General features: G+C 55.2%; 18 protein-coding genes. 9 read left to right on the top strand and 9 right to left on the bottom strand.

All coding sequences use genetic code 11. The features are described 5' to 3' along the window. The first annotated feature begins 16 nt into the window (after positions 1 to 16). Positions 17 to 457 (top strand): VOC family protein, encoded by a 441-nt coding sequence (locus tag TH468_RS08795; protein ID WP_062948623.1) that lies wholly within the window; start codon positions 17 to 19, stop codon positions 455 to 457. Positions 458 to 532: 75 nt separating this feature from the next. Here TH468_RS08795 and TH468_RS08790 read toward each other — a convergent pair whose 3' ends face one another. Beyond that, positions 533 to 1,840: a citrate synthase gene (locus TH468_RS08790; RefSeq protein ID WP_085643345.1), complete on the bottom strand. Its 1,308-nt coding sequence runs from the start codon at positions 1,838 to 1,840 to the stop codon at positions 533 to 535. Between the two features lie 110 nt (positions 1,841 to 1,950). Beyond that, entirely contained in the window at positions 1,951 to 3,360 is a 1,410-nt protein-coding gene (gene gltX, locus TH468_RS08785; protein WP_085643343.1) for a glutamate--tRNA ligase, read from the bottom strand. Positions 3,361 to 3,567: 207 nt separating this feature from the next. On the opposite strand from gltX, the gene TH468_RS08780 reads away from it, so the two are divergent. Then, entirely contained in the window at positions 3,568 to 5,619 is a 2,052-nt protein-coding gene (locus TH468_RS08780; RefSeq protein ID WP_085643341.1) for a ComEC/Rec2 family competence protein, read from the top strand. 63 nt (positions 5,620 to 5,682) lie between these two features. Here TH468_RS08780 and lexA read toward each other — a convergent pair whose 3' ends face one another. The 5 genes from lexA to TH468_RS08755 form a co-directional block, all read right to left on the bottom strand. Further along, a complete protein-coding gene (gene lexA, locus TH468_RS08775; protein ID WP_085643339.1) occupies positions 5,683 to 6,390 on the bottom strand; it encodes a transcriptional repressor LexA in 708 nt (235 codons plus the stop codon). 147 nt (positions 6,391 to 6,537) lie between these two features. Then, entirely contained in the window at positions 6,538 to 7,038 is a 501-nt protein-coding gene (gene moaC / locus TH468_RS08770) for a cyclic pyranopterin monophosphate synthase MoaC (RefSeq protein WP_371268740.1), read from the bottom strand. Then, positions 7,038 to 7,835 (bottom strand): indole-3-glycerol phosphate synthase TrpC, encoded by a 798-nt coding sequence (trpC, locus tag TH468_RS08765; RefSeq protein ID WP_085643335.1) that lies wholly within the window; start codon positions 7,833 to 7,835, stop codon positions 7,038 to 7,040. The genes moaC and trpC overlap by 1 nt, the downstream gene beginning before the upstream one ends. Next, on the bottom strand, positions 7,832 to 8,866 hold the full coding sequence (gene trpD / locus TH468_RS08760; RefSeq protein ID WP_085643333.1) for an anthranilate phosphoribosyltransferase: 1,035 nt from the start codon (positions 8,864 to 8,866) through the stop codon (positions 7,832 to 7,834). The genes trpC and trpD overlap by 4 nt, the downstream gene beginning before the upstream one ends. Positions 8,867 to 8,899: 33 nt before the next feature. Further along, complete coding sequence (locus TH468_RS08755) at positions 8,900 to 9,472, bottom strand: aminodeoxychorismate/anthranilate synthase component II (RefSeq protein ID WP_085643332.1); 573 nt, start codon at positions 9,470 to 9,472, stop codon at positions 8,900 to 8,902. A gap of 229 nt (positions 9,473 to 9,701) precedes the next feature. On the opposite strand from TH468_RS08755, the gene TH468_RS08750 reads away from it, so the two are divergent. Beyond that, positions 9,702 to 10,880 carry a divergent polysaccharide deacetylase family protein gene (locus TH468_RS08750; RefSeq protein ID WP_085643330.1) on the top strand — a complete coding sequence of 393 codons (1,179 nt, stop codon included), beginning with the start codon at positions 9,702 to 9,704 and terminating at the stop codon, positions 10,878 to 10,880. Between the two features lie 58 nt (positions 10,881 to 10,938). Here TH468_RS08750 and trpE read toward each other — a convergent pair whose 3' ends face one another. Next, the gene (gene trpE / locus TH468_RS08745; protein WP_085643328.1) at positions 10,939 to 12,435 is read right to left on the bottom strand and encodes an anthranilate synthase component I; all 1,497 of its coding nucleotides are present in this window, start codon (positions 12,433 to 12,435) and stop codon (positions 10,939 to 10,941) included. Positions 12,436 to 12,538: 103 nt separating this feature from the next. Beyond that, positions 12,539 to 14,431 carry a peptidyl-prolyl cis-trans isomerase gene (locus tag TH468_RS08740; RefSeq protein WP_085643327.1) on the bottom strand — a complete coding sequence of 631 codons (1,893 nt, stop codon included), beginning with the start codon at positions 14,429 to 14,431 and terminating at the stop codon, positions 12,539 to 12,541. A 327-nt stretch (positions 14,432 to 14,758) separates the two neighbouring features. On the opposite strand from TH468_RS08740, the gene tpiA reads away from it, so the two are divergent. From tpiA to TH468_RS08710, 6 genes are all read left to right on the top strand, one after another. Beyond that, a complete protein-coding gene (gene tpiA, locus TH468_RS08735; protein ID WP_085643325.1) occupies positions 14,759 to 15,514 on the top strand; it encodes a triose-phosphate isomerase in 756 nt (251 codons plus the stop codon). A gap of 99 nt (positions 15,515 to 15,613) precedes the next feature. Beyond that, positions 15,614 to 15,949, top strand: a complete 336-nt coding sequence (gene secG, locus TH468_RS08730) for a preprotein translocase subunit SecG (protein WP_007089463.1) — start codon at positions 15,614 to 15,616, stop codon at positions 15,947 to 15,949. Between the two features lie 124 nt (positions 15,950 to 16,073). Beyond that, complete coding sequence (locus tag TH468_RS08725) at positions 16,074 to 17,702, top strand: CTP synthase (protein ID WP_085643323.1); 1,629 nt, start codon at positions 16,074 to 16,076, stop codon at positions 17,700 to 17,702. A 28-nt stretch (positions 17,703 to 17,730) separates the two neighbouring features. Continuing rightward, entirely contained in the window at positions 17,731 to 18,588 is an 858-nt protein-coding gene (kdsA, locus tag TH468_RS08720) for a 3-deoxy-8-phosphooctulonate synthase (protein ID WP_085643645.1), read from the top strand. 104 nt (positions 18,589 to 18,692) lie between these two features. Then, complete coding sequence (eno, locus tag TH468_RS08715) at positions 18,693 to 19,964, top strand: phosphopyruvate hydratase (protein WP_007089466.1); 1,272 nt, start codon at positions 18,693 to 18,695, stop codon at positions 19,962 to 19,964. A gap of 289 nt (positions 19,965 to 20,253) precedes the next feature. After that, positions 20,254 to 20,604: a septum formation initiator family protein gene (locus TH468_RS08710; protein ID WP_051682326.1), complete on the top strand. Its 351-nt coding sequence runs from the start codon at positions 20,254 to 20,256 to the stop codon at positions 20,602 to 20,604. Positions 20,605 to 21,043: the final 439 nt, after the last annotated feature.

Below are 21,043 nucleotides of genomic sequence, written 5' to 3'. Positions count from 1 at the left end.
GACGGAGGCATTTCCAATGCGTTATTTGCACACCATGGTGCGTGTCGAGGATGTGGATGCATCCATGCGTTTCTACTGCGATCTGCTTGGCATGAAAGAAACCCGGCGCATTGAGAGCGAGAAGGGGCGTTTCACCCTGATTTATCTTGCGCCGCCTGCCGACGAAGCCAGTGCGAAGGCCAACAAGGCCCCGGAACTTGAACTGACCTATAACTGGGACCCGGAAAGCTATTCGGGCGGGCGCAATTTCGGCCATCTTGCCTATGAGGTTGATGACATTTATGCGCTTTGTCAGAAGCTGATGGATGCCGGTGTTACCATCAACCGCCCGCCGCGCGATGGCCATATGGCGTTTGTTCGTTCGCCGGACGGGATTTCGATTGAATTCCTGCAAAAGGGCGAAAGCCTTGCTCCGGCGGAGCCGTGGGCCAGCATGGAAAATACTGGTTCCTGGTAATGTCGTAACTGGTTGATCAAAAAGCAAAAAGGCCCGGAAAATTCCGGGCCTTTTCTATATCGGTATTGGCGCAGATTAGCGCTTGTTGACCGGAACGAACGGACGTTCGGAAACACCGGTGAACAACTGGCGCGGACGGCCGATTTTCTGCGACGGATCTTCGATCATTTCTTTCCACTGGGCGATCCAGCCGACGGTACGGGCAACTGCGAACAGCACGGTGAACATGCTTTCCGGAATGCCCATCGCCTTGAAGATAATGCCCGAATAGAAATCGACGTTCGGATAGAGTTTCTTCTCGATGAAGTACTCGTCTTCGCGTGCGATGCGTTCGAGTTCCTGTGCAACGTCAAGCAGCGGGTCCTGTACGTTGAGTTCCTTGAGAACTTCGTGACAGGTTTCCTGCATGACCTTGGCGCGCGGATCGTAGTTTTTGTAAACGCGGTGACCAAAGCCCATCAGACGGAACGGATCGTTCTTGTCTTTTGCCTTGTTGACGAATTCAGGAATGTTTTTCACATCGCCGATTTCGTTGAGCATTTTCAGAACGGCTTCGTTCGCACCGCCATGTGCCGGACCCCAGAGGGAGGCAATACCGGCAGCGATACATGCAAACGGATTTGCCCCCGAAGAACCGGCCAGACGGACGGTCGAGGTCGATGCATTCTGTTCGTGGTCGGCATGAAGGATCAGGATACGATCCATTGCGCGCGCAAGGACCGGGTTGACTTCATAGTTTTCGCACGGGTTGCCGAACATCATCTGCAGGAAGTTTTCTGCATAACCGAGTTTGTTGTTCGGGTAACGGAACGGCTGACCGATCGAGTATTTATACGCCATCGCAGCGATGGTCGGCATTTTCGCGATCAGACGATAGGCCGAGATCAGGCGCTGGTTCGGATCGTTGATGTCGGTGCTGTCATGATAGAAAGCAGACATCGCGCCAACCACACCGCACATGATGGCCATCGGGTGGGCGTCGCGGCGGAAACCATTATAGAAATTGCGCATCTGTTCATGCACCATGGTGTGCATGGTGATGTCATTTTCAAATTGCGCCTTGTCTTTTGCATTCGGCAGATCGCCGTAAATCAGCAAATAGCAAACTTCGAGGAAATCGGATTGTTCGGCAAGCTCGTCAATGGCATAGCCGCGGTGACGCAGGATGCCAACGTCACCATCAATATAGGTCAGCTCGGACTGGCAGGAGCCGGTCGAGGTGAAGCCCGGGTCATAGGTGAAATATCCGGTATCGGCGTAGAGTTTCCGAATGTCGATTACAGACGGACCAACGCTACCCTCGATCACCGGTAATTCGATCGACTTGCCAGTGGCATTGTCGGTCAGTGTCACGGTGTGGGAAGTCTTGGAATTCTGAGCCATGACTATTTTTCCTTCCCTGTTTGAACGAACACGGTTTTCAAGTTGTGTGCAGCATAGTGCTGCGGCGCACAAAGCGCAAATTCAGTGTTTAAGTTTTTTATTTTACGCTGTTATTGGGCATCGAATTTGCGGATGCGTTTCAGCGTTTGGGATTTGCCAAGCACGATCATTACTTCGAAGATGCCAGGCGATGAGTTGGAACCGGTGAGCACGGCCCGCAAGGGCTGCGCGACTTTGCCGAGTTTCTGATCGAGTTTTTCGGCAATGTTGCGAACGCTTGCGTCAACGTTCTCTTCGGTCCAGCTTTCAAGCGCGTCGAGTTCCTTTGCCAGTTCGGCAAACAGGCCTTCGGGGGCGCTATCAATCAGGGACTGAGCTTTCTCGTTAAACGACGTGACGCCGTCCGTAACATAGAAGGCCGAAGAGTCGGCGAGCTCGATGAGTGTCTTGGCTCTTTCTTTAAGCCCTGACATGCCTTTGATCAAGATTTCTTTTTGCGCTGCGTCAATTGCATCGACGCCAATCTGTTTTGCGATCAGCGGTGCAATGTCGTTTGCAAGGCGGGTATCATCCGCCTGACGCAGATAAACGCCATTCAGGTTGGTCAGCTTGGCAAAGTCGAAACGCGCCGCACCCTTGCCAACATCTTTGATGTCAAACCATTCGATGGCCTGTTCTTGGGAAATGATTTCCTCGTCACCGTGACCCCAGCCAAGACGCAGCAGGTAGTTGTTCACGGCTTCGGGCAGGAAGCCCATTTCATCGCGATAGGCGTCAACACCGAGCGCACCATGGCGTTTGGACAGCTTGGCACCATCCGGCCCGTGGATCAGCGGAATATGGGCGAATGTCGGGACATCCCAACCCATAGCGTCGTAAAGCGCCTTCTGGCGGAATGCGTTGGTCAGGTGGTCATCACCGCGGATCACATGGGTAATACCCATGTCGTGGTCATCCACCACGACCGACAGCATATAGGTCGGGGTGCCATCGCCACGCAGAATAACGTAATCGTCAAGCTGTTCATTGGCAACGCGGACATCGCCCTGTACCTGATCGGAAATCACGGCATCGCCGTCCTGCGGTGCCTTCAGACGCACGACGGGCTTGACGCCAGCCGGGGCGTCGGATGCATCGCGGTCGCGCCAGGTGCCGTCATATTTCATCGGGCGGCCTTCGGCGCGGGCCTTTTCGCGCATTTCCTGAAGTTCTTGCTGCGAGCAATAGCAATAATAGGCTTTTCCGGCCTTGATCAGTTCATGGGCGACTTCGGCGTGGCGGTCGCGACGGGCGAACTGGAAGGTCGGTTCTTCGTCTGCGGTCAGGCCAAGCCAGCTTAGCCCATCGAAAATGGCTTCGACGGCCTCGGGGGTGGACCGTTCCCGGTCGGTGTCTTCGATGCGCAGCAGGAATTTGCCGCCGGTGTGTTTGGCATAAAGCCAGTTATAAAGGGCGGTGCGTGCGCCGCCGATATGCAGAAACCCGGTCGGAGACGGGGCAAAACGGGTAACAACCGTCATTCACTCTATCCGTTGGCTGGATGTTGTTGCTTGTCGTAATGACTTTTGGCGTGCACGCTATAACACATATGCGGCGGTGTTGCACCACAGCCGATGATAGATAGAAACTGTGCGCCGGGCAGGCTATTGTACATTCGTCGAATAAGTCGTGATGGAATTAATAAAAATCAATATGTTGCGAGAATATTTTCGCAAACAGGATTGTTGTTGGCCGCGCGCAGAAATTCCTGGATCCTGTGCACGGTTATATTCTTCGGGTTGGGATGTGCGGCGTATTTTTCACTTCCTGCGCGCCTGACGGTACAGCAAACCGGCCTTGCGGTGATTCTTTTGCTGTCCGGATTGTGGATTTCGCGACGCTGGGTTTTACCATTCTTTGGCATTCTGCTGCTGGCAGGTTTTTGTGGTGGGTTGCTGATTGCATCCATCCATCTTGAAAGGGAGCCATCCGGGCTTCTGACCAAGACGCTTTACATGACCGAGATCGAAGGCGACATCACGCTTCTGGAGCCGCGCGGCGGGCGGATGCGCATGACCGTGGCGCCGATCCGGATCGCGGGGCTTGAGGACCGGGCATTTGACTGGAAGGTGCGATTGAGCCTTCCGGGTGGCAATGAGCTTTCCGTCGGGGATCATATCGTGGCAACGGCGCGGCTGTTTCCGTTGCGCGCGGCGTCCGTGCCGGGCGACCCGGATTTTTCACGCGGATTATATCTGGACGGGATCGGGGCGACCGGGTTTGTTTTCGGCCATAAATATACTGTGACCAAGAAGGCCGAAACAGGAATGATGCAGCCGGTTTCGGACCGGATCGAAAGTCTGCGCCTGACGATCATGACGGCAATCGATCAGAGCCTTACCGGCGCAGAGGCCGGGATTGCCAAGGCATTGATTGTCGGCGAACGCGGCGATGTCAGTGCGGAAATTGCCGATGATCTTCGAAAATCGGGATTGGCGCATCTTCTGGCGATTTCCGGGCTGCATATGGGGCTTTTAAGCGGGACGGTTTTCTTTTTCCTGCGGTTTGGCATGGCGGCCATTCCTGCCCTTGCGCTGTGGTTTCCGATCAAGAAATGGGCGGCTATCGGGGCGATGGTGTCAGCGGTGATCTATCTTGGCCTGTCAGGGGCCAGTGTGCCGACGCAGCGTGCCTTTGTGACGTTGACGATTGTCTGGGTTGCGTTGCTGCTGGATCGGCGGGCGATATCGTTGCGGTTGGTGGCGTTTGCGGCGCTGGTTGTTCTGATCCTGCGGCCCGATGCGGTATTGGGGCCAAGCTTTCAGCTTTCCTTTGCGGCGGTGTCGGTTCTGGTGGCGTTTTATGATGGTCCGGGCAGGCGATGGTTTGACAAGTCGGGGGATCGGTCATGGCTATTCCGGCTTTGGCTGTTTTTTGCCGGGCTGGTGATGACCGGGTTGCTGGTTACGGCGGTGACCGCGCCGATCATCGGGTTTCATTTCGGGCGGATTTCGATGATCGGGATCGTGTCCAACCTGATCGCCATTCCGGTGATGGCGTTTTGGGTGATGCCGCTGATTGTGGCGACGCTTGTTCTGATGCCGTTCGGGGCCGGGGGGCTGGCATTGTGGTTGATGAAGCCGGGACTGACATTGTTGATTGAAACCGCAAGCCTTGCCGCCGATCAGAACTGGGGGCTTTGGCATGTCGAGCAGTTTAGTGCCGTATTTGCCATCGGCATCATGATGGCGATGGCCTGGTGGCTGGTCTGGCGGGGGAACGCGATTTCCCGGTTGGCTGTCATTCCGCTATGCGTGGCGATTGCGGCGCAAATCCTGTATCGCCCGGCGGATATTCTGGTTTCGGGGGATCAGGAAAGTTGGGCAATTCGCGATAGGGTGCGCGACAAACTTGTCCTGCCCGAAGGCATCTCGGATTTTCAGCAGTCGGTGTGGATGGCGCGATTTGGTATCGCCGATCATGATGCCAGCAATGTCATCGAAAAATGCGACGCAACGGTTTGTTCCGTCAGGGTCGACGGACGGCAGGTGATCATTGCCAATGATCTTGCCAATCCGTTCTATGCATGCCGCCATGGCGATATGATCGTCAGCCTGAAACGCGATATGCCGCGTGATATCTGTGCGCCGGATGTGACTGTCATCGATGATGACCTGTTGTGGTGGCAGGGGGGCGTATCGGTTGCGTTGCGGCCCGATGCCGCCCCGGTGATCGAAACCGTGCGTGAAACGTCCGGCACCTGGCCGTGGATCATCATCGGGGGCAGGGTGGTCAAATAAAAAACGCCGTCAGGCAAGGCCGACGGCGTTTCTTTCGGTTTGTTCGGTTTATTCGGGATTCTATCAGTATTGGCGGAGCAAACCGATCAGACGTCCCTGAATGCGGACACGATCAGGCGACAGCGCGCGCGTTTCATAACGCGCATTGGCCGGTTCAAGCAGAACTTCGCCACGGCCACGTTTCAGGCGTTTCAGAGTGGCTTCGGCGTCGTCGACCAGTGCGACAACGATGGAGCCATCATTGGCCTGCTCGCAACGCTGGATCAGGACGGTGTCGCCATCGAGAATACCGGCATCGATCATTGAATCACCGGAAACTTCAAGCGCATAGTGATCGCCTGTTCCCAGAAGGGCGGCAGGGACCTGCACCATTGTGGTCTGATCGCGAAGGGCTTCGATTGGGGTACCCGCCGCGATCCGGCCAAATAGCGGCAGGGAAACGGATTCACCCGATTCCGAAAAGGCCGAAGGCACGGTTGCGGGCCGGTGGGCGGCCTTTCGCGCGGTTGCGATGGATGTCACATTGGCGGGTGTTTCAGCCGCATCGTCATCATTATTATCGGGAAGACGCAGGACTTCGAGCGCGCGGGCCCGATGGGCGAGGCGGCGGATAAAGCCGCGTTCCTCAAGCCCTGTAATCAGGCGATGAATGCCGGATTTAGATTTAAGGTTCAGGGCTTCTTTCATCTCGTCAAAAGAGGGCGAGATGCCATGATCGCGAAGGTAATTATCGATATAAACCAGCAATTCGTATTGCTTGCGCGTCAGCATGATTTTTCCCGAACCAGTAATAAGAACAAACCGAATACATAAATGTTCTACTTTGGTTCTGCTTGTTCGTCAAGCATCACAACCCGAAAAATCGCTGTTTAAGGGCATTCTTTCGGCCAAGAAACGAAATTCAGGTACTTTTGGGGGTTAGTCAGCGGTGAAAAGACCCGATTTTCCGCCTTCCTTATGGACGACGCGGATATCAGTAATCCGTATGGATTTATCTACCGCTTTGCACATATCGAACACGGTAAGTGCGGTAACGGAAACGGCGGTCAGGGCTTCCATTTCCACCCCGGTTTTGCCTGTGGTTTTGCAGGTCGCGACAATATCTACCGCATCGGTGTTGGTTGCGAGTTCCAGCGTGACTTCGACCGAGGTCAGAGGCAGGGGATGGCAAAGCGGGATCAGGTCGGCGGTTTTCTTGGCCCCCATAATCCCGGCAAGCTGGGCGATGCCAAGAACGTCGCCCTTTTTATGGCCGCGTTCGGCAATCAGCCGGGCCGTTTCCGCCGACATCAGGACACGGCCCTTTGCGATGGCGACGCGCGCGGTATCGGTCTTGGCCGAAATATCGACCATGACGGCGTTACCAGCAGCGTCGATATGTGAAAGTTTGTCTGCCATGCCTGTATCTTGTTCCGGTATCAGGCCGCGAGGCCAAGGATATTACGGGTTGCGGCGGTGACATCATCCTGACGCATCAGGCTTTCGCCGATCAGGAAGCATTGTGCGCCGACCTTTGCCATGCGGTCGAGGTCATCGTGCGTGAACAGGCCGCTTTCGGCGACCAGCATCCGGCTGTCATCGACCATACCAGCGAGTTCTTCGGTCGTGGTCAGGGAGACTTCGAGCGTTTTCAGATTGCGGTTGTTGACCCCGAGAAGCTTTGATTTCAGTTTCAGGGCGCGTTCGAGTTCCGGGGCGTTGTGCACCTCGATCAGGACATCCATACCAAGGCTGTTTGCGGCGTCTTCCAGTTCGGCGGCCTGGGCGTCTTCGAGGGCTGCCATGATCAGAAGGATGCAATCGGCACCAAGGGCCCGGGCTTCGGTCACCTGATAGGGGTCAAGCATGAAATCCTTGCGCAATACCGGCAGGTCAACCGCTGCACGCGCGGCAACCAGATAGCTGTCATCGCCCTGGAAATAGGGAATGTCGGTCAGGACCGACAGGCAGCTTGCGCCACCGGCCTTGTAGGCCTGTGCCAGAACGGGCGGATTGAAGTCCGGGCGGATCAGGCCCTTGGACGGGGAGGCCTTTTTAATCTCGGCAATCAGGCCGTAACGACCATCTGCAACCGACGTTTCAAGCGCCTCGATGAAGCCGCGCGGTGCGGATTGTGATCTGGCTGCGGTTTCGAGGTCGGCAAGTGATTTGCGCGCCTTGCAGGCGGCAATGTGGTCACGTTTGTCATTACAGATACGTTCGAGTACGTCGCTCACGCTGCGGTCCCCTGATTGGAAATGCGGACAAGTGCCTGCAGGGTTTCTGCGGCTTTGCCGGAATCGATTGCGGCTCGGGCTTTTTCGATGCCATCGGCAAGATCGGTTGCGATGTCGGTCACCACAAGGGCGGCCGCGGCATTCAGCAGAACGATATCGCGATAGGCACTTTTTTTACCGGCAAGAAGATCAAGAATGGCCTGCGCATTGGTTTGAGCATCGCCGCCTTTAAGCGCATCAAGGGTGACGATTTCAAGGCCATAATCTTCGGGATTGATTTCAAAGGTCGTAACCGTGCCGTTTTTGACTTCGGCGACAAAGGTCGGGCCGGTCGTCGAAATTTCATCAAGACCGCTATGACCATAGACAACCCATGCATGTTCCGAGCCCAGACGGTTTAGCACATTGGCAATCGGTTCGACCCATTCACGGGCGAAAACGCCCATAACCTGGCGTTTAGTTTTGGCCGGGTTGGCAAGTGGGCCGAGCAGGTTGAATATCGTGCGCGTACCCATTTCAACGCGGGTCGGCATCACGTGACGCACCGCCGAATGATGACGCGTTGCCATCATGAAGCACAGATTGATTTCCTTTAGCGCCTTTTCAAGAAGCGCCATATCGGCATCAAGATTGACGCCAAGTGCCATCAGGACATCGGCTGATCCAGATTTTGACGACGCCGCGCGGTTGCCGTGCTTGGCAACGATGGCACCGCAGGCCGCCGCAACGATTGCCGCCCCGGTCGAGATATTGAAGGTGCCGCTGCCATCGCCACCGGTACCACAGGTATCAACCGCATTGGGCGGCGCGATAATGCCGGTCGCCTTGGAGCGCATGACGCGGGCCGCCCCGGTGATTTCATCGACCGTTTCCCCGCGCAGCCGCAGCGCCATCAGGAAAGCCCCCATCTGCGACGGCGTTGCCTGACCGGACATCAGAACGTCGAAGGCCTGCTCGGCCTGTTCTTCGTTCAGTTTTTCGCCATTTGCGACTTTGGCCAGGATCGGCTTCAGGTCATATTCAGTCGACATGCGGGTTTCCTCGGTTAGCGGTCCGGTGCGGTTTCATGCGCCGGGGAAGTCTATAAAATTCTTCAAAAGGGCATGGCCATGTTCGGATGCGATGCTTTCGGGATGGAACTGCACACCATGAATTTGATGCTGTTTGTGACGCAGTCCCATGATCAGACCATCACCGTTTTCCGCCGTGATTTCAAGGCAATCGGGCAGGGTTCCGCGATCAACAACCAATGAATGGTAACGGGTCGCTTCAAACGGGCTTGGCAGGCCGTTAAACACGCTTTTACCTTCGTGCACCATCGCATCGGTTTTGCCATGCATGCATTCGGGTGCGCGCACGACATTGCCGCCAAAGGCCTGACCGATGCCCTGATGGCCAAGGCAGACGCCAAGCAGCTTGACCTTTCCCGCGGATGCCTTGATCAGATCAAGACAGATACCCGCGCGATCCGGATCGCAGGGACCGGGAGAAATCACGATGCCTTCGGGCTTTAAAGCCAGCGCATCATCAACCGAGATTTCATCATTGCGGCGGACGTCGACCTCGGGACCGAGTTCGCGCAGATAGTGCCACAGATTGAATGTGAAGCTGTCGTAATTATCGATGAGGAGATACATCGTGGCGCCGGGCTGTGAATATCAGATCGGGCAGAGAATAAACGGCATTGCCGCTACGTCAAGCGATTGCAAAAACCATTTTCCTGCCATTGTTTGCGGTCTTTGTTTGCGGCTTTAACAGGGTGCTAACCTGATCGGGTTTAAAAGCTTCCAAACACAAGCCGCGATAATTGGCGTATAATCACCATATGGGTAACACGACCCAGCAAACGAGACTGGAGACCAGAGCGTGGCACGCCGGGCACAACCCGCCAAAAAGAAAAAAGCGGCACCGCGAAAAACAGGCCGTAGCAAGGCTGCACCGAAGAGGAAATCGGGCGGCATTGGCCGTTTCATGCTGGGCGGTGCGATTGTTGCGGGGACCATTTCGGCATTCATCGCAGCAGGCAGCATGCTTGAGCTTGATCGCGCATCACGTGATCTGGGCGAACGGGCGGCAAATTCCGAACCCGATTATAAACCCGCCCCGGGCCCCGTGCCAGAAAGCCGCAATTATGATTTCAGCGAAAGCAACGGTAATCGCGACCGGACCGGATATATGGTCGGCGAACGTGTGCCGGGTGAAAAGCCCGTGCCTGAGCGCAAAGAACCGCAAAAGTCACCGGTCACAAAATCGCCTGATCCTGCCTTGTCGCCCGATACCGGCGGGATCAGTGGGGGCGCGCATAGTGATGGTCCGCCGCCATGGCAGAAATTCGCAGCCCTTACCCCCGATACAGGAACCGCACCGGTTATCGCGATTGTGATTGATGATGCGGGCCTTGATCAGCCGCGCACCGCACGCACCATCGAGTTGCCCGGACCGGTGACGATTTCGTATCTGCCCTATGCACGTGATCTTCAGCGTCAGGTGAATGCGGCGCGCGGGCGCGGGCATGAAGTGATGCTTCATATGCCGATGGAGCCATCATCGGCGTCGGTCGATCCCGGCCCACATGCGCTGCGCACGGGATTTGACCGTGACAAGATACTGGGCGAGATGACCTGGATGCTAGATCGGTTTGATGGCTATGTCGGTGTGAATAATCACATGGGCAGCAAATTCACATCTGATCCGGAACGCATGCAGGTGGTGATGGAGGTGATGAAATCACGTGGACTTTTGTTCCTTGATTCCAAAACCAGTGCCAAGTCCGTCGGATTTTCGATGGCACGCCAATATGATGTCCCGGCGCTTGAACGTGACGTGTTTATTGATGACGCCGATGATGCCACCAAAATTGCCGAAATGCTGGCACGGACCGAAAAGGTTGCCACCAATCAGGGATTTGCGATTGCGATTGGCCATCCACGTGATTTGACGCTGGAGGCCCTGCAAAAATGGATTCCGGCGATTCAGGCCAAGGGATTTGTTCTGGTGCCGGTCACAGATATCCTGCGACGCGAAAGTCCGAGTGCGACAGGTTGATCAAGCAAAAGGCCCGCATCATCTGCGGGCCTTTTTGTTGGGCTGTGAATGCGGAAAATCAGGCAAACCGATGGGCTTCGCGGGCGGCGGCCATAAGCGCGCCTGCCTTGTTCTGGCATTCCTTATGTTCGAGTTCCGGTTTGCTGTCGACGACGATCCCGGCACCTGCCTGAATATGGATCTGTTCGTCCTTGATGACGGCTGTCCGAAGCGCGATGCATGTATCCATCGATCCGTCGGCGGAGATATAGCCGATACAACCAGCATAAATACCACGTCGGACCGATTCCAGTTCATCAATGATTTCCATGGCGCGGACCTTGGGTGCGCCCGAAACCGTTCCGGCGGGGAAACCGGCCTTGAGCGCATCCATCGCATCATATTTTTCGTCGATCTGACCGACGACATTGGAAACGATATGCATGACGTGGGAATAGTATTCGATCTGTTCGCGGTCGGTGACACGCACGGTGCCCGGCTTGGCGACACGGCCGACATCGTTGCGGCCAAGGTCAAGCAGCATCAGATGTTCGGAGCGTTCCTTTGGATCATCAAGCAGGTCCTGGGCCATGACCTTGTCGTCATCGGGGGTCTTGCCGCGCCGACGTGTTCCGGCAATCGGGCGAATGGTGACTTCGCCGTCGCGCAGACGCACAAGGATTTCCGGGCTGGCACCGACCACCTGAAACCCGCCGATATCCAGATAGAACATGAAAGGTGACGGATTGATCCGGCGAAGGGCGCGGTAAAAGGCGAAAGGCGGCAATTGATATGGCAGGGTATAACGCTGCGAAAGGACAACCTGAAAGATATCGCCCGCACGGATATATTCCTTGGCCTGATCGACCATCCTGCGAAAACCGGCCTCGTCGACGCTGACCTTCGGGTCGGGCAGGGTATCGGGGGCGGATTTGGACCGGCGATCAAGGAACAGGTTGCGCTGGAACTGCTGCACGACATCATTCAGGCGCGCACAGGCCAGATCATAGGCCGCATCCGCATCAATGCCTTTTTCGGGGCGGACCGGGGTTACGACGGTGACGGTATCGGCGATGGTATCGAAGCTTGCGGTGACTGTCGGGCGGATAAAGATGCCATCAGGGACGCCGAGTTCATCCGGGTTGCTATCGGGCAGTTTTTCCATCAGGCGCACGGTGTCATAACCCATATAGCCGACAAGACCGGCGCTCATGGGCGGCAGATTGTCGGGCAGGGCGATGTGACTTTCGGCGATCAGCTTTTTGAGGCTTTCAAGCGGTGCATCGGGTTCGTCTTCGAACGCATCGGCATCGGCAAGAGCGCGGCGGTTCAGTTCGGCCTTTTGGCCAAAGCAGCGCCAGATCAGATCGGGGCGCAGGCCAAGGAATGAATAGCGTCCGCGCACGGCACCGCCTTCGACAGATTCAAGCAGATAGGTGTTGGGCATACCTTCGGCGATCTTGAGAAATGCCGAGACGGGCGTATCAAGATCGGCGGTCAGCGAGGTCCAGAGAACCTGTGAAATGCCGTTATTGTAGTTCTGCTTGAAACTGTTGAAATCCGGTTTGATTTCCATGGTCTGTCCAATTTTGGTCGCTTAGGGGTGGGCGGTATGAGGCAACGCGGAGTTTAACGAAAAAGGGCGGCCCGATGAAAGGCCGCCCCATTTCTGATCGGGATCAGTTGGCCGCAGTTTGCGGATAAAGACCGTTGATCACGCTGTTATTGACGCTGACCGAAATCTCGTCCTGCAGGTAATCAAGATATTCTGCAAGGATGTCTTCGTTCAGGCCCTGTTTGAGTTCGGTCACGACCGGGTCGGCAGCGCCTTCGGCAACGGTGCCAGCTTTGATCTGATCAAGTTTCAGAACCAGAACATTATCGCCGGACTGAACGGCCTTTGCCTTGCCTTCTTCAAGGGTGAAGAGGGCTGCGGCAACCGCCGGGCTGACATTGCCTTGGAGGCCCTGACCGGTACGTTTGGTCAGGCCGCTTTGTTCGAGTTCGGCGTTGTCGCTGGTGGCGAGCGTTGCGATATCAGCATTCTGGTCATTGATCGACGCGGCAAGCTGATCGGCTTTTTCAAGCATCAGACGGTTGCGTTCATCGGTTTTCCATGCGGTGACAACGTCATCACGCACGTCTTCGAACGGACGCAGGGCGGACGGGGTGACTTCATCAACGCGTGCGACGTAACGAACACCGGTGGAGGTTTCTTCAAGGAAGCTTTCCTCGCCCTTGCCCAGTTCGAAAATCTTGGCATTGATCTCACCGCTGTCGGTGATTTCAGTACCCAGACCTTCGCCACGCACAACGTCGTTCAGTTTATAGGTTTTTGCGCCAACCGCGTTTGCGGCTTCTTCAAGCGGGGTACCGGCACCAAGTTCATCATCAAGCTTGGCGGCAAGATCATAGATCGCGTCTTCGGCCTTGAACTGCCGGACACCGGCTTCGACATCGTCGCGAACCTGATCAAGGGTTTCGGTCTGTTCCGGGGTAATGCCGGTCACGCGGATGATATGCCAGCCAAGGGCTGTTTCGACCGGTTCGGAAAACGCGCCTTCTTCAAGGCCAAACGTCGCATCGCGCAGATCGGGAAGGATGTTGTCGGCGGTGAATTCACCAAGTTTGACAATCGACGGATCCATACCGGCATCGTCGGTTGCGACCTGCATGAAATCGGCACCACCCTGAAGCGCCTTATAGGCCTCCTGGGCACTTTCCTTTTCATTGGGTGCAAACAGGATCTGTTCGACAACGCGTTTTTCCGGAGTCTGGAATTCCGGCAGGCGATGGTTATATGCCTCAAGAATTTCTTCTTCGGTGACATCCATATTTGCCGCCAGATCCTTCGCAGAAAGGGTGACCAGGGTCACATCGCGGCTTTCGGGGGCGGTGAATTGCGGTGCGTTGTCTTCGTGATATTTACGAAGGGTCGCGTCATCGGGCGTTTCGACCGTGTCGAATTCCGAAGCATTCAGGGCAAAGAAGCTGCCGCTGCGCTGTTCGTTGCGGTAGGCGGCAATCTGCCGTGCCATGACGTCAGGGACGCTGACGGCACCGGCGAGGCTGCCGACAACCTGCTGGCCCATCATGTCGCCACGAACACCTTCGATGAATTCCGGTTCGGTATATCCGCTGGAATACAGCGCCTGAAGGAAACGTTCGCGGTCGAACTGGCCGGTGGTTTCATTCTGGAAGCCCGGAGAGGCGAAAATCGTCTCGCGCACTTTTTCGTTGCTGATGCCGATGCCCATTTCCTTGGCGTTTTCACGCAGGATTTTCTGGGAAACCAGATTTTGAACCGTATTGTTCAAAAGGCCCATCTGGATGGCTTGCTGACGGTCAAAATTCGGACCGAAAACGCTGCGCATGTTCTGGATGCTGCGCTGGAAGGCGCGATCCAGTTCGGCGGGGCTGATATTTTGGCTGCCGATTTCAGCAACCTGACGCGATGTTCCAAGATCGAGCATCGACGCATTCAGGCCCCATCCGACGAAGCTGATTGCAATCACGCCGAGGATGATCTTGGCAAAGATTGATTTCGAAAAAGAGCGAATGCCAGCAAGCATATGATAAGCCTAACAATTCGTGGTTGGTGCCGATGACAATGCAGATGACAATGTACCGGCAGCGTTTCTTTTATCTGCCGGAACATAACGAAAATCCCGGCGCAATTGCCGCGCATCTTAATGGCGAGAGGTAAGGGCGGCAACATCCGATTGCATTGACCGTACCCGAAGTTCGGTTGACAGTGTTTTCCGGGGCTTGGCCGGGGCCTGAGCGCGTGCTAAAACCCGCATCGAACCGTGTTTGTAACAATACTTATCGGATCGGTTCCCACATGGCCCCGCCATTGCCGGATCCACAACCCGTCGCAGCAAGAGGTAGATATACATATGTCACAGCGCCGTCCCCTTATCGCCGGAAACTGGAAAATGAACTGCCTGCGTACCGACGGGCTTGCACTTGCGCGTGGATTGTCTGACCGCGCGAAAGCAAAGGGTGATCTGGCATGTGATATTCTGATCTGCCCGCCGGCAACCCTGATTTCCGATGTTGCCGGTGTGACGGCCGGTGGTGCCGTCAAGGTTGGCGGGCAGGATTGCCATGTTGCCGTTTCAGGCGCACATACCGGGGATATCGCCGCCCCGATGCTGGCCGATATCGGCGCAAGTTATGTTCTTGTCGGGCATTCCGAACGTCGGGCCGACCACGGTGAAAGTTCGACCGTTATTCGCCAGAAAACAATGGCAGCCCATGAAGCCGGCCTGATTGCGGTGGTCTGTGTTGGCGAGACCGAGCAGGAGCGCGACCTTGGTGCGACGCTTGCTGTGGTCAATGGACAGATTGCGGTCTCGGTTCCCGATGATGCGACACCAGAAAATACCGTGATTGCCTATGAGCCGGTTTGGGCGATTGGCACGGGGCGCACGGCAAGCGTTGATGAAGTTGCCGAAGTTCATGCTGCAATTCGTGCAGAGCTGACGGCACGATTTGATGATGGTGACAAATTCAGAATTCTGTATGGTGGTTCGGTAAAGCCGTCCAATGCGGCTGAATTGCTGTCTGTGCCCGATGTTGACGGTGCACTGGTTGGCGGGGCGAGCCTCAAGGTTGACGATTTTTGGAAAATTATTGAAAGTTGCGCCTAGCCAACTGTCATAAAACACGTTAAATACGCATCAAATTTTTGCCCGATCCGGCCATAATAATGTTCGGATCGGAAGTTTTAGGACAAGAGTTTCGAGACCATGCAAACTGTCATTCTGGTAATTCACCTTCTTCTTGCGCTTGGCATGATTGCCGTCATTCTCGTACAGCGCAGCGAGGGCGGTGGGCTTGGTATCGGCGGAAGCGGCGGCGGTGGCGGCGGCGGTAATTTCGGCGTCATGAGCTCGCGCAGCGCAGCAAACCTTCTGACACGTACGACCGCTATTCTTGCCGGGGCATTCATGATTACAAGCCTTGCCTTGGCATTGTTGTCCAACACTCATACCCAGCCGACATCCATACTGGATCAGGCTCCGGCCCCGGCAGCTGAACAACAGCCCGCCGAGGACACCGGACCGGCGGCTCCGACCCGCTAAAAAACAAACCGACGACCAGAGGCGGCAAACTTGCCGCCTCAATTTTTGATTGTTGTATTCCCCGGTTCGTGATGCACTGAGCGGCATCGAACTGCGGCGTTTTGCTTTGAGATGAGGCAAAGACATGACCCGTTATATCTTTATCACCGGTGGCGTTGTTTCTTCGCTGGGCAAGGGCCTGGCATCTGCTGCTTTGGGTGCCTCGCTTCAGGCACGTGGTTTCACTGTTCGCCTGCGCAAGCTTGATCCGTATATCAACGTCGATCCGGGCACCATGAGCCCGTATCAGCATGGCGAATGCTATGTAACCGAAGACGGTGCAGAAACCGATCTTGATCTTGGTCACTATGAACGTTTTACCGGTGTTTCGTCGCGTCGTTCTGACAACGTGACCACCGGTCGCATCTATTCCAGCGTGATTGCGCGTGAACGTCGCGGGGATTATCTGGGCGGGACCGTTCAGGTGATCCCGCACATCACGGATGCCATCAAGGAATTCGTCCAGTCCGACGCGACCGAGGATTTTGTCCTTGTCGAGATTGGCGGTACGGTTGGCGATATCGAAAGTCTGCCGTTCCTTGAAGCGATCCGTCAGATGGGAAACGAGCTTGGCGATGGCCGCACGCTGTTCATGCATCTGACACTGGTGCCCTATATTTCGTCGGCGGGCGAGCTTAAGACCAAACCGACCCAGCATTCCGTCAAGGAACTGCAAAGCGTTGGTATTCAGCCCGATATCCTGTTGTGCCGTTGCGACCGTGAAATCCCGGTCAATGAGCGCCGCAAGATTGCGCGCTTCTGTAACGTGCGCGAAGCCGCTGTTATTCCGGCCTATGACGTCGACAATATCTATCAGGTGCCGATCAGCTATCACCAGTATGGTCTTGATAACGAAGTGCTTCATCACTTCGGCTTGCAGGCACAGGACCCGGATCTGGGGCCGTGGGAAGAAATCTGCAACATCATCCGTAATCCGGAAGGTGAGGTTACCATCGGGATCGTTGGCAAATACATTCAGCTGCCCGATGCCTATAAGTCGCTCACCGAAGCACTGACCCATGGCGGTATCGCCAACAAGGTCCGTGTCAAACTGGAATGGATTGCGTCTGACGCGCTTGAAAAAGAAGGCGATGTTAGCGAAATCCTGTCCAAACTGGACGCGATCATGGTGCCGGGCGGATTTGGCGAGCGTGGCACGGAAGGCAAGATTGCCGCTGCGCGCTATGCCCGTGAAAACAAGGTGCCGTATTTCGGTATCTGCTTTGGCATGCAGATGGCGGTTCTTGAAGCCGCACGCAATCTTGCGGGCCTTAAGGATGCGTCTTCATCTGAATTCGGTCCGACGAAAACCCCGCTTGTGGGCCTGATGACCGAATGGGCCAAAGATGGTGGCTCGGTTGAGCGTCGCAGCGGCGAAGATGATCTTGGTGGCACCATGCGCCTTGGCAATTACGAGTGCAAACTGGTCGACGGTACGCGTGCGCGTGATATCTATGGCAGTGAGACCGTTCTTGAGCGCCATCGCCATCGTTACGAAGTTAACGTAAACTTCATGGCGCAGCTTGAGGAAAAAGGGCTTAAATTCTCGGGTCTGTCGCCGGACGGGCGTTTGCCGGAAATCGTCGAATACCCGGATCACCCGTGGTTCATCGGCGTTCAGTTCCACCCGGAACTGCGTTCGCGTCCGCTTGATCCGCATCCGCTGTTTGTGTCCTATATCAAGGCCGCCAAAGAGCGCAGCCGTCTGGTTTGATCACACAGCCTGAATGAAAGACTTCGAAATGACGGAAATCAAAACTGTCAAAGTCGGCAACATCGAATTCGCCAATGACAGGCCCTTTGCGCTTCTGGCAGGGCCGTGCGCGATCGAAAGCCGTCAGCACGCACTGGAAATGTCCGCAGCGCTTAAGGAATTGTCTGAAGGGATAGGGATCGGGCTTGTTTACAAAAGCTCGTTTGACAAGGCAAACCGCACGAGCAGCACGTCGAGGCGCGGGGTTGGTCTGGTCGAAGGTCTCGACATTCTGGCTGAGGTCAAGGAAAAGACCGGCCTTCCGATTGTCACCGACGTTCATCTGCCAGATCAGTGTGTGGCGGTCGCGGAAGTTGCCGATATTCTACAAATTCCGGCGTTCCTGTGCCGTCAGGCCGATCTTTTGCAGGCCGCGGGTAAAACCGGGCGCGCAGTGAATGTCAAAAAGGGCCAGTTCCTGGCACCCTGGGACATGGCGAATGTTGCGAACAACATTGCGTCAACCGGCAACGAAAACATCATGCTTTGTGATCGCGGGACCAGCTTTGGCTATAACACGCTGGTAACCGATTTCCGTGGACTTCCCACCATGGCCCGTCAGGGCTATCCGGTCGTATTTGATGCGACCCATTCTGTTCAGCAGCCGGGTGGGCAGGGGACAACGTCGGGTGGACAGCGCGAATTTGCTCCGGTATTGGCGCGTGCGGCTGTATCTGTCGGCATTGCCGCCCTGTTTATCGAAACCCACGATAACCCGGATGCGGCCATCAGCGATGGTCCGAACCAGATTCCCTTGAACAAGCTTCCGGAAGTTTTGTCGGTTCTGATGGAACTGGACAAAGTGGCAAAAGCCAATCCGGTTCGTCTGGACATGTTCAAGGATTGATATGCAAATGCCGCCATCAGACATGATGGCGGCATTTCTTTTATGCTGTAACCAAAGTACCCCGCAGGGGTGCAGATAATCTCAGTGAGGAGAATGTTTCCGTCATGACCGCTATTATCGATATCCGCGGCCGCGAAATCCTCGATAGCCGTGGCAACCCGACTGTCGAAGTTGATGTAACTCTGGAAAGTGGCGCCTTTGGTCGTGCAGCCGTTCCGTCGGGTGCATCCACCGGTGCGCATGAAGCCGTCGAGCTGCGTGACAAGGAAGACCGTTATCTTGGCAAGGGCGTGACCAAAGCGGTTGCCGCCGTCAATGGCGAGATTTTTGAAGCCCTGGCCGGTATGGATGCCGAAGACCAGGTCGAGGTCGATGGCATCATGATCGATCTTGACGGGACGCCGAACAAGAGCCGTCTTGGTGCGAACGCCATTCTGGGCGTGTCGCTGGCGGTTGCCAAGGCCGCGGCTGAAGAAGCAGGCCTTCCGCTTTATCGTTATGTTGGTGGGGCTTTCGCCCGCACACTGCCGGTGCCGATGATGAACATCATCAATGGCGGCGAACATGCCGACAACGCGATTGACGTTCAGGAATTCATGGTGATGCCGGTTTCGGCAGAAACCGGATCGGACGCAATCCGCATGGGGGCGGAAATCTTCCATAACCTGAAAAAGGCCCTGTCGGCAGATGGCCTGAGCACTTCTGTTGGTGACGAAGGTGGTTTTGCCCCGAATATCGGGTCGAGCGAAGAAGCCATCAGCTACATCATGAAGTCGATCGAAGCTGCCGGTTATCGCCCGGAAGAAGACGTTGTCCTTGCCCTTGATGCGGCATCGACCGAATTCTACAAAGGTGGCAAATACGTTCTGGCGGGCGAGAACAAGACCCTTGATGCAGACGGCATGGTCAAATACTGGGCCGATCTGGTCAGCAAGTATCCGATTTTCTCGATCGAAGACGGCATGTCTGAAGATGACTGGGACGGTTGGGCGGCATTGACGTCGGAAATCGGTAAAAAGGTTCAACTGGTTGGCGACGATCTGTTCGTAACCAATCCGAAGCGCCTTGCCGATGGCATCAAGAAGGGCGTTGCTAACTCGATCCTCGTGAAGGTCAACCAGATCGGTTCGCTGACCGAAACGCTTGAGGCCGTCGAAATGGCCCATCGTGCTGGCTATACTGCGGTTATGTCGCACCGTTCGGGCGAAACCGAAGATTCGACCATCGCCGATCTTGCGGTTGCCACCAATTGCGGGCAGATCAAAACCGGTTCGCTGTCACGTTCTGACCGTCTGGCGAAATACAACCAGCTGATCCGCATCGAAGAGATGCTGGGGGCGGGTGCCTATTATCCGGGGCGTTCGATCCTGAAATAAGGTTCGATTGCAGGACTGAATTTGAAAAACCGTCCCGTTATTCCGGGACGGTTTTTTGTTGTTCAGGATCAGCTAATTGAGCGTAACTGCCGTGGATTAGCATTGCTGTTTTAAGCTTATTTTTACCCTGTTGTGTTTATATTGGACGGTATTCTTACGGGGATTTTCAGTATTGCTGTGTTTATGCCTTTGCGATCAAAGGGAAATAACGCACGCAGTTTTTCCATTTCGAATCCGGAATGGTGATTTTCCTGTTGATTCTTTTCTTGCGCGTACGGGGCAGGGGTAAATGTCGTCAACATCGCCGGTTATTCGCCGACTAGGTCAGGCTATTGCTCCGGTCATTGCATTTACCATTATGGTCTATTTCATCTTCCACAGTGTCGAAGGTAATCGTGGTTTGCTGGCTTATTGGTCGATGCAGGACCGTGTGGCCGATATCGCAAAAGTGCGCGATGAAATCATCGACAAGCGCAAGCATCTGGAGCAGCGCGTGATTGCGATGCGCCCGAAGCATCTTGATCCTGATCTGCTCGATGAACGTGCGCGCGCGATGCTGAATGCCGCGCACCCGGATGATCTGATTATCTTCCATCACAATGGCTACCCGGCCGACGAAACGGTTGCTGCCAGCCAGTAATCGGTCGCGGCAGATTTATGCTTAGAATCCGGAAGGGTTTTTATGCGCGAGATCAACTTCCAAAATTGAAAATGCGCGCGGCCGAGGCTGTATTTCCCGTGATTTTACAGCCCGGGCTGCTTGGCGGGAATTTGACATCCTCTCTTACAGCGTTGTTTCAACTGTCTTTTGGTTGATTTGTGACCTGCAATAGTTTGTGATCATGGCAACACAACCTTTTGTTTCTTCTGGCAGTTGCGAAATAAACGTGTCGGATCTGTGATATTCTTTTCAGGAAAGCATAGCATTTGTGACCTGATGGAATGAACGGGAATGAAGCCGGTTCCTCAAGTCACTGGAAACGCTTGAATTATGTATATATGCAAAAAAACATAAATTAACCATTATTTGGTTTATTTGTGATTGTGCGTTGCAAAACAACAGTTTACGGGTGGTTAGA

Origin of the sequence: Thalassospira sp. MCCC 1A03138 (assembly GCF_002115785.1) — a bacterium.
In the GTDB taxonomy this organism is placed as follows: Bacteria; Pseudomonadota; Alphaproteobacteria; order Rhodospirillales; family Thalassospiraceae; genus Thalassospira.
Note: the sequence above shows the minus strand (reverse complement) of the source record. Positions and strands in the feature narration are given on the sequence as shown.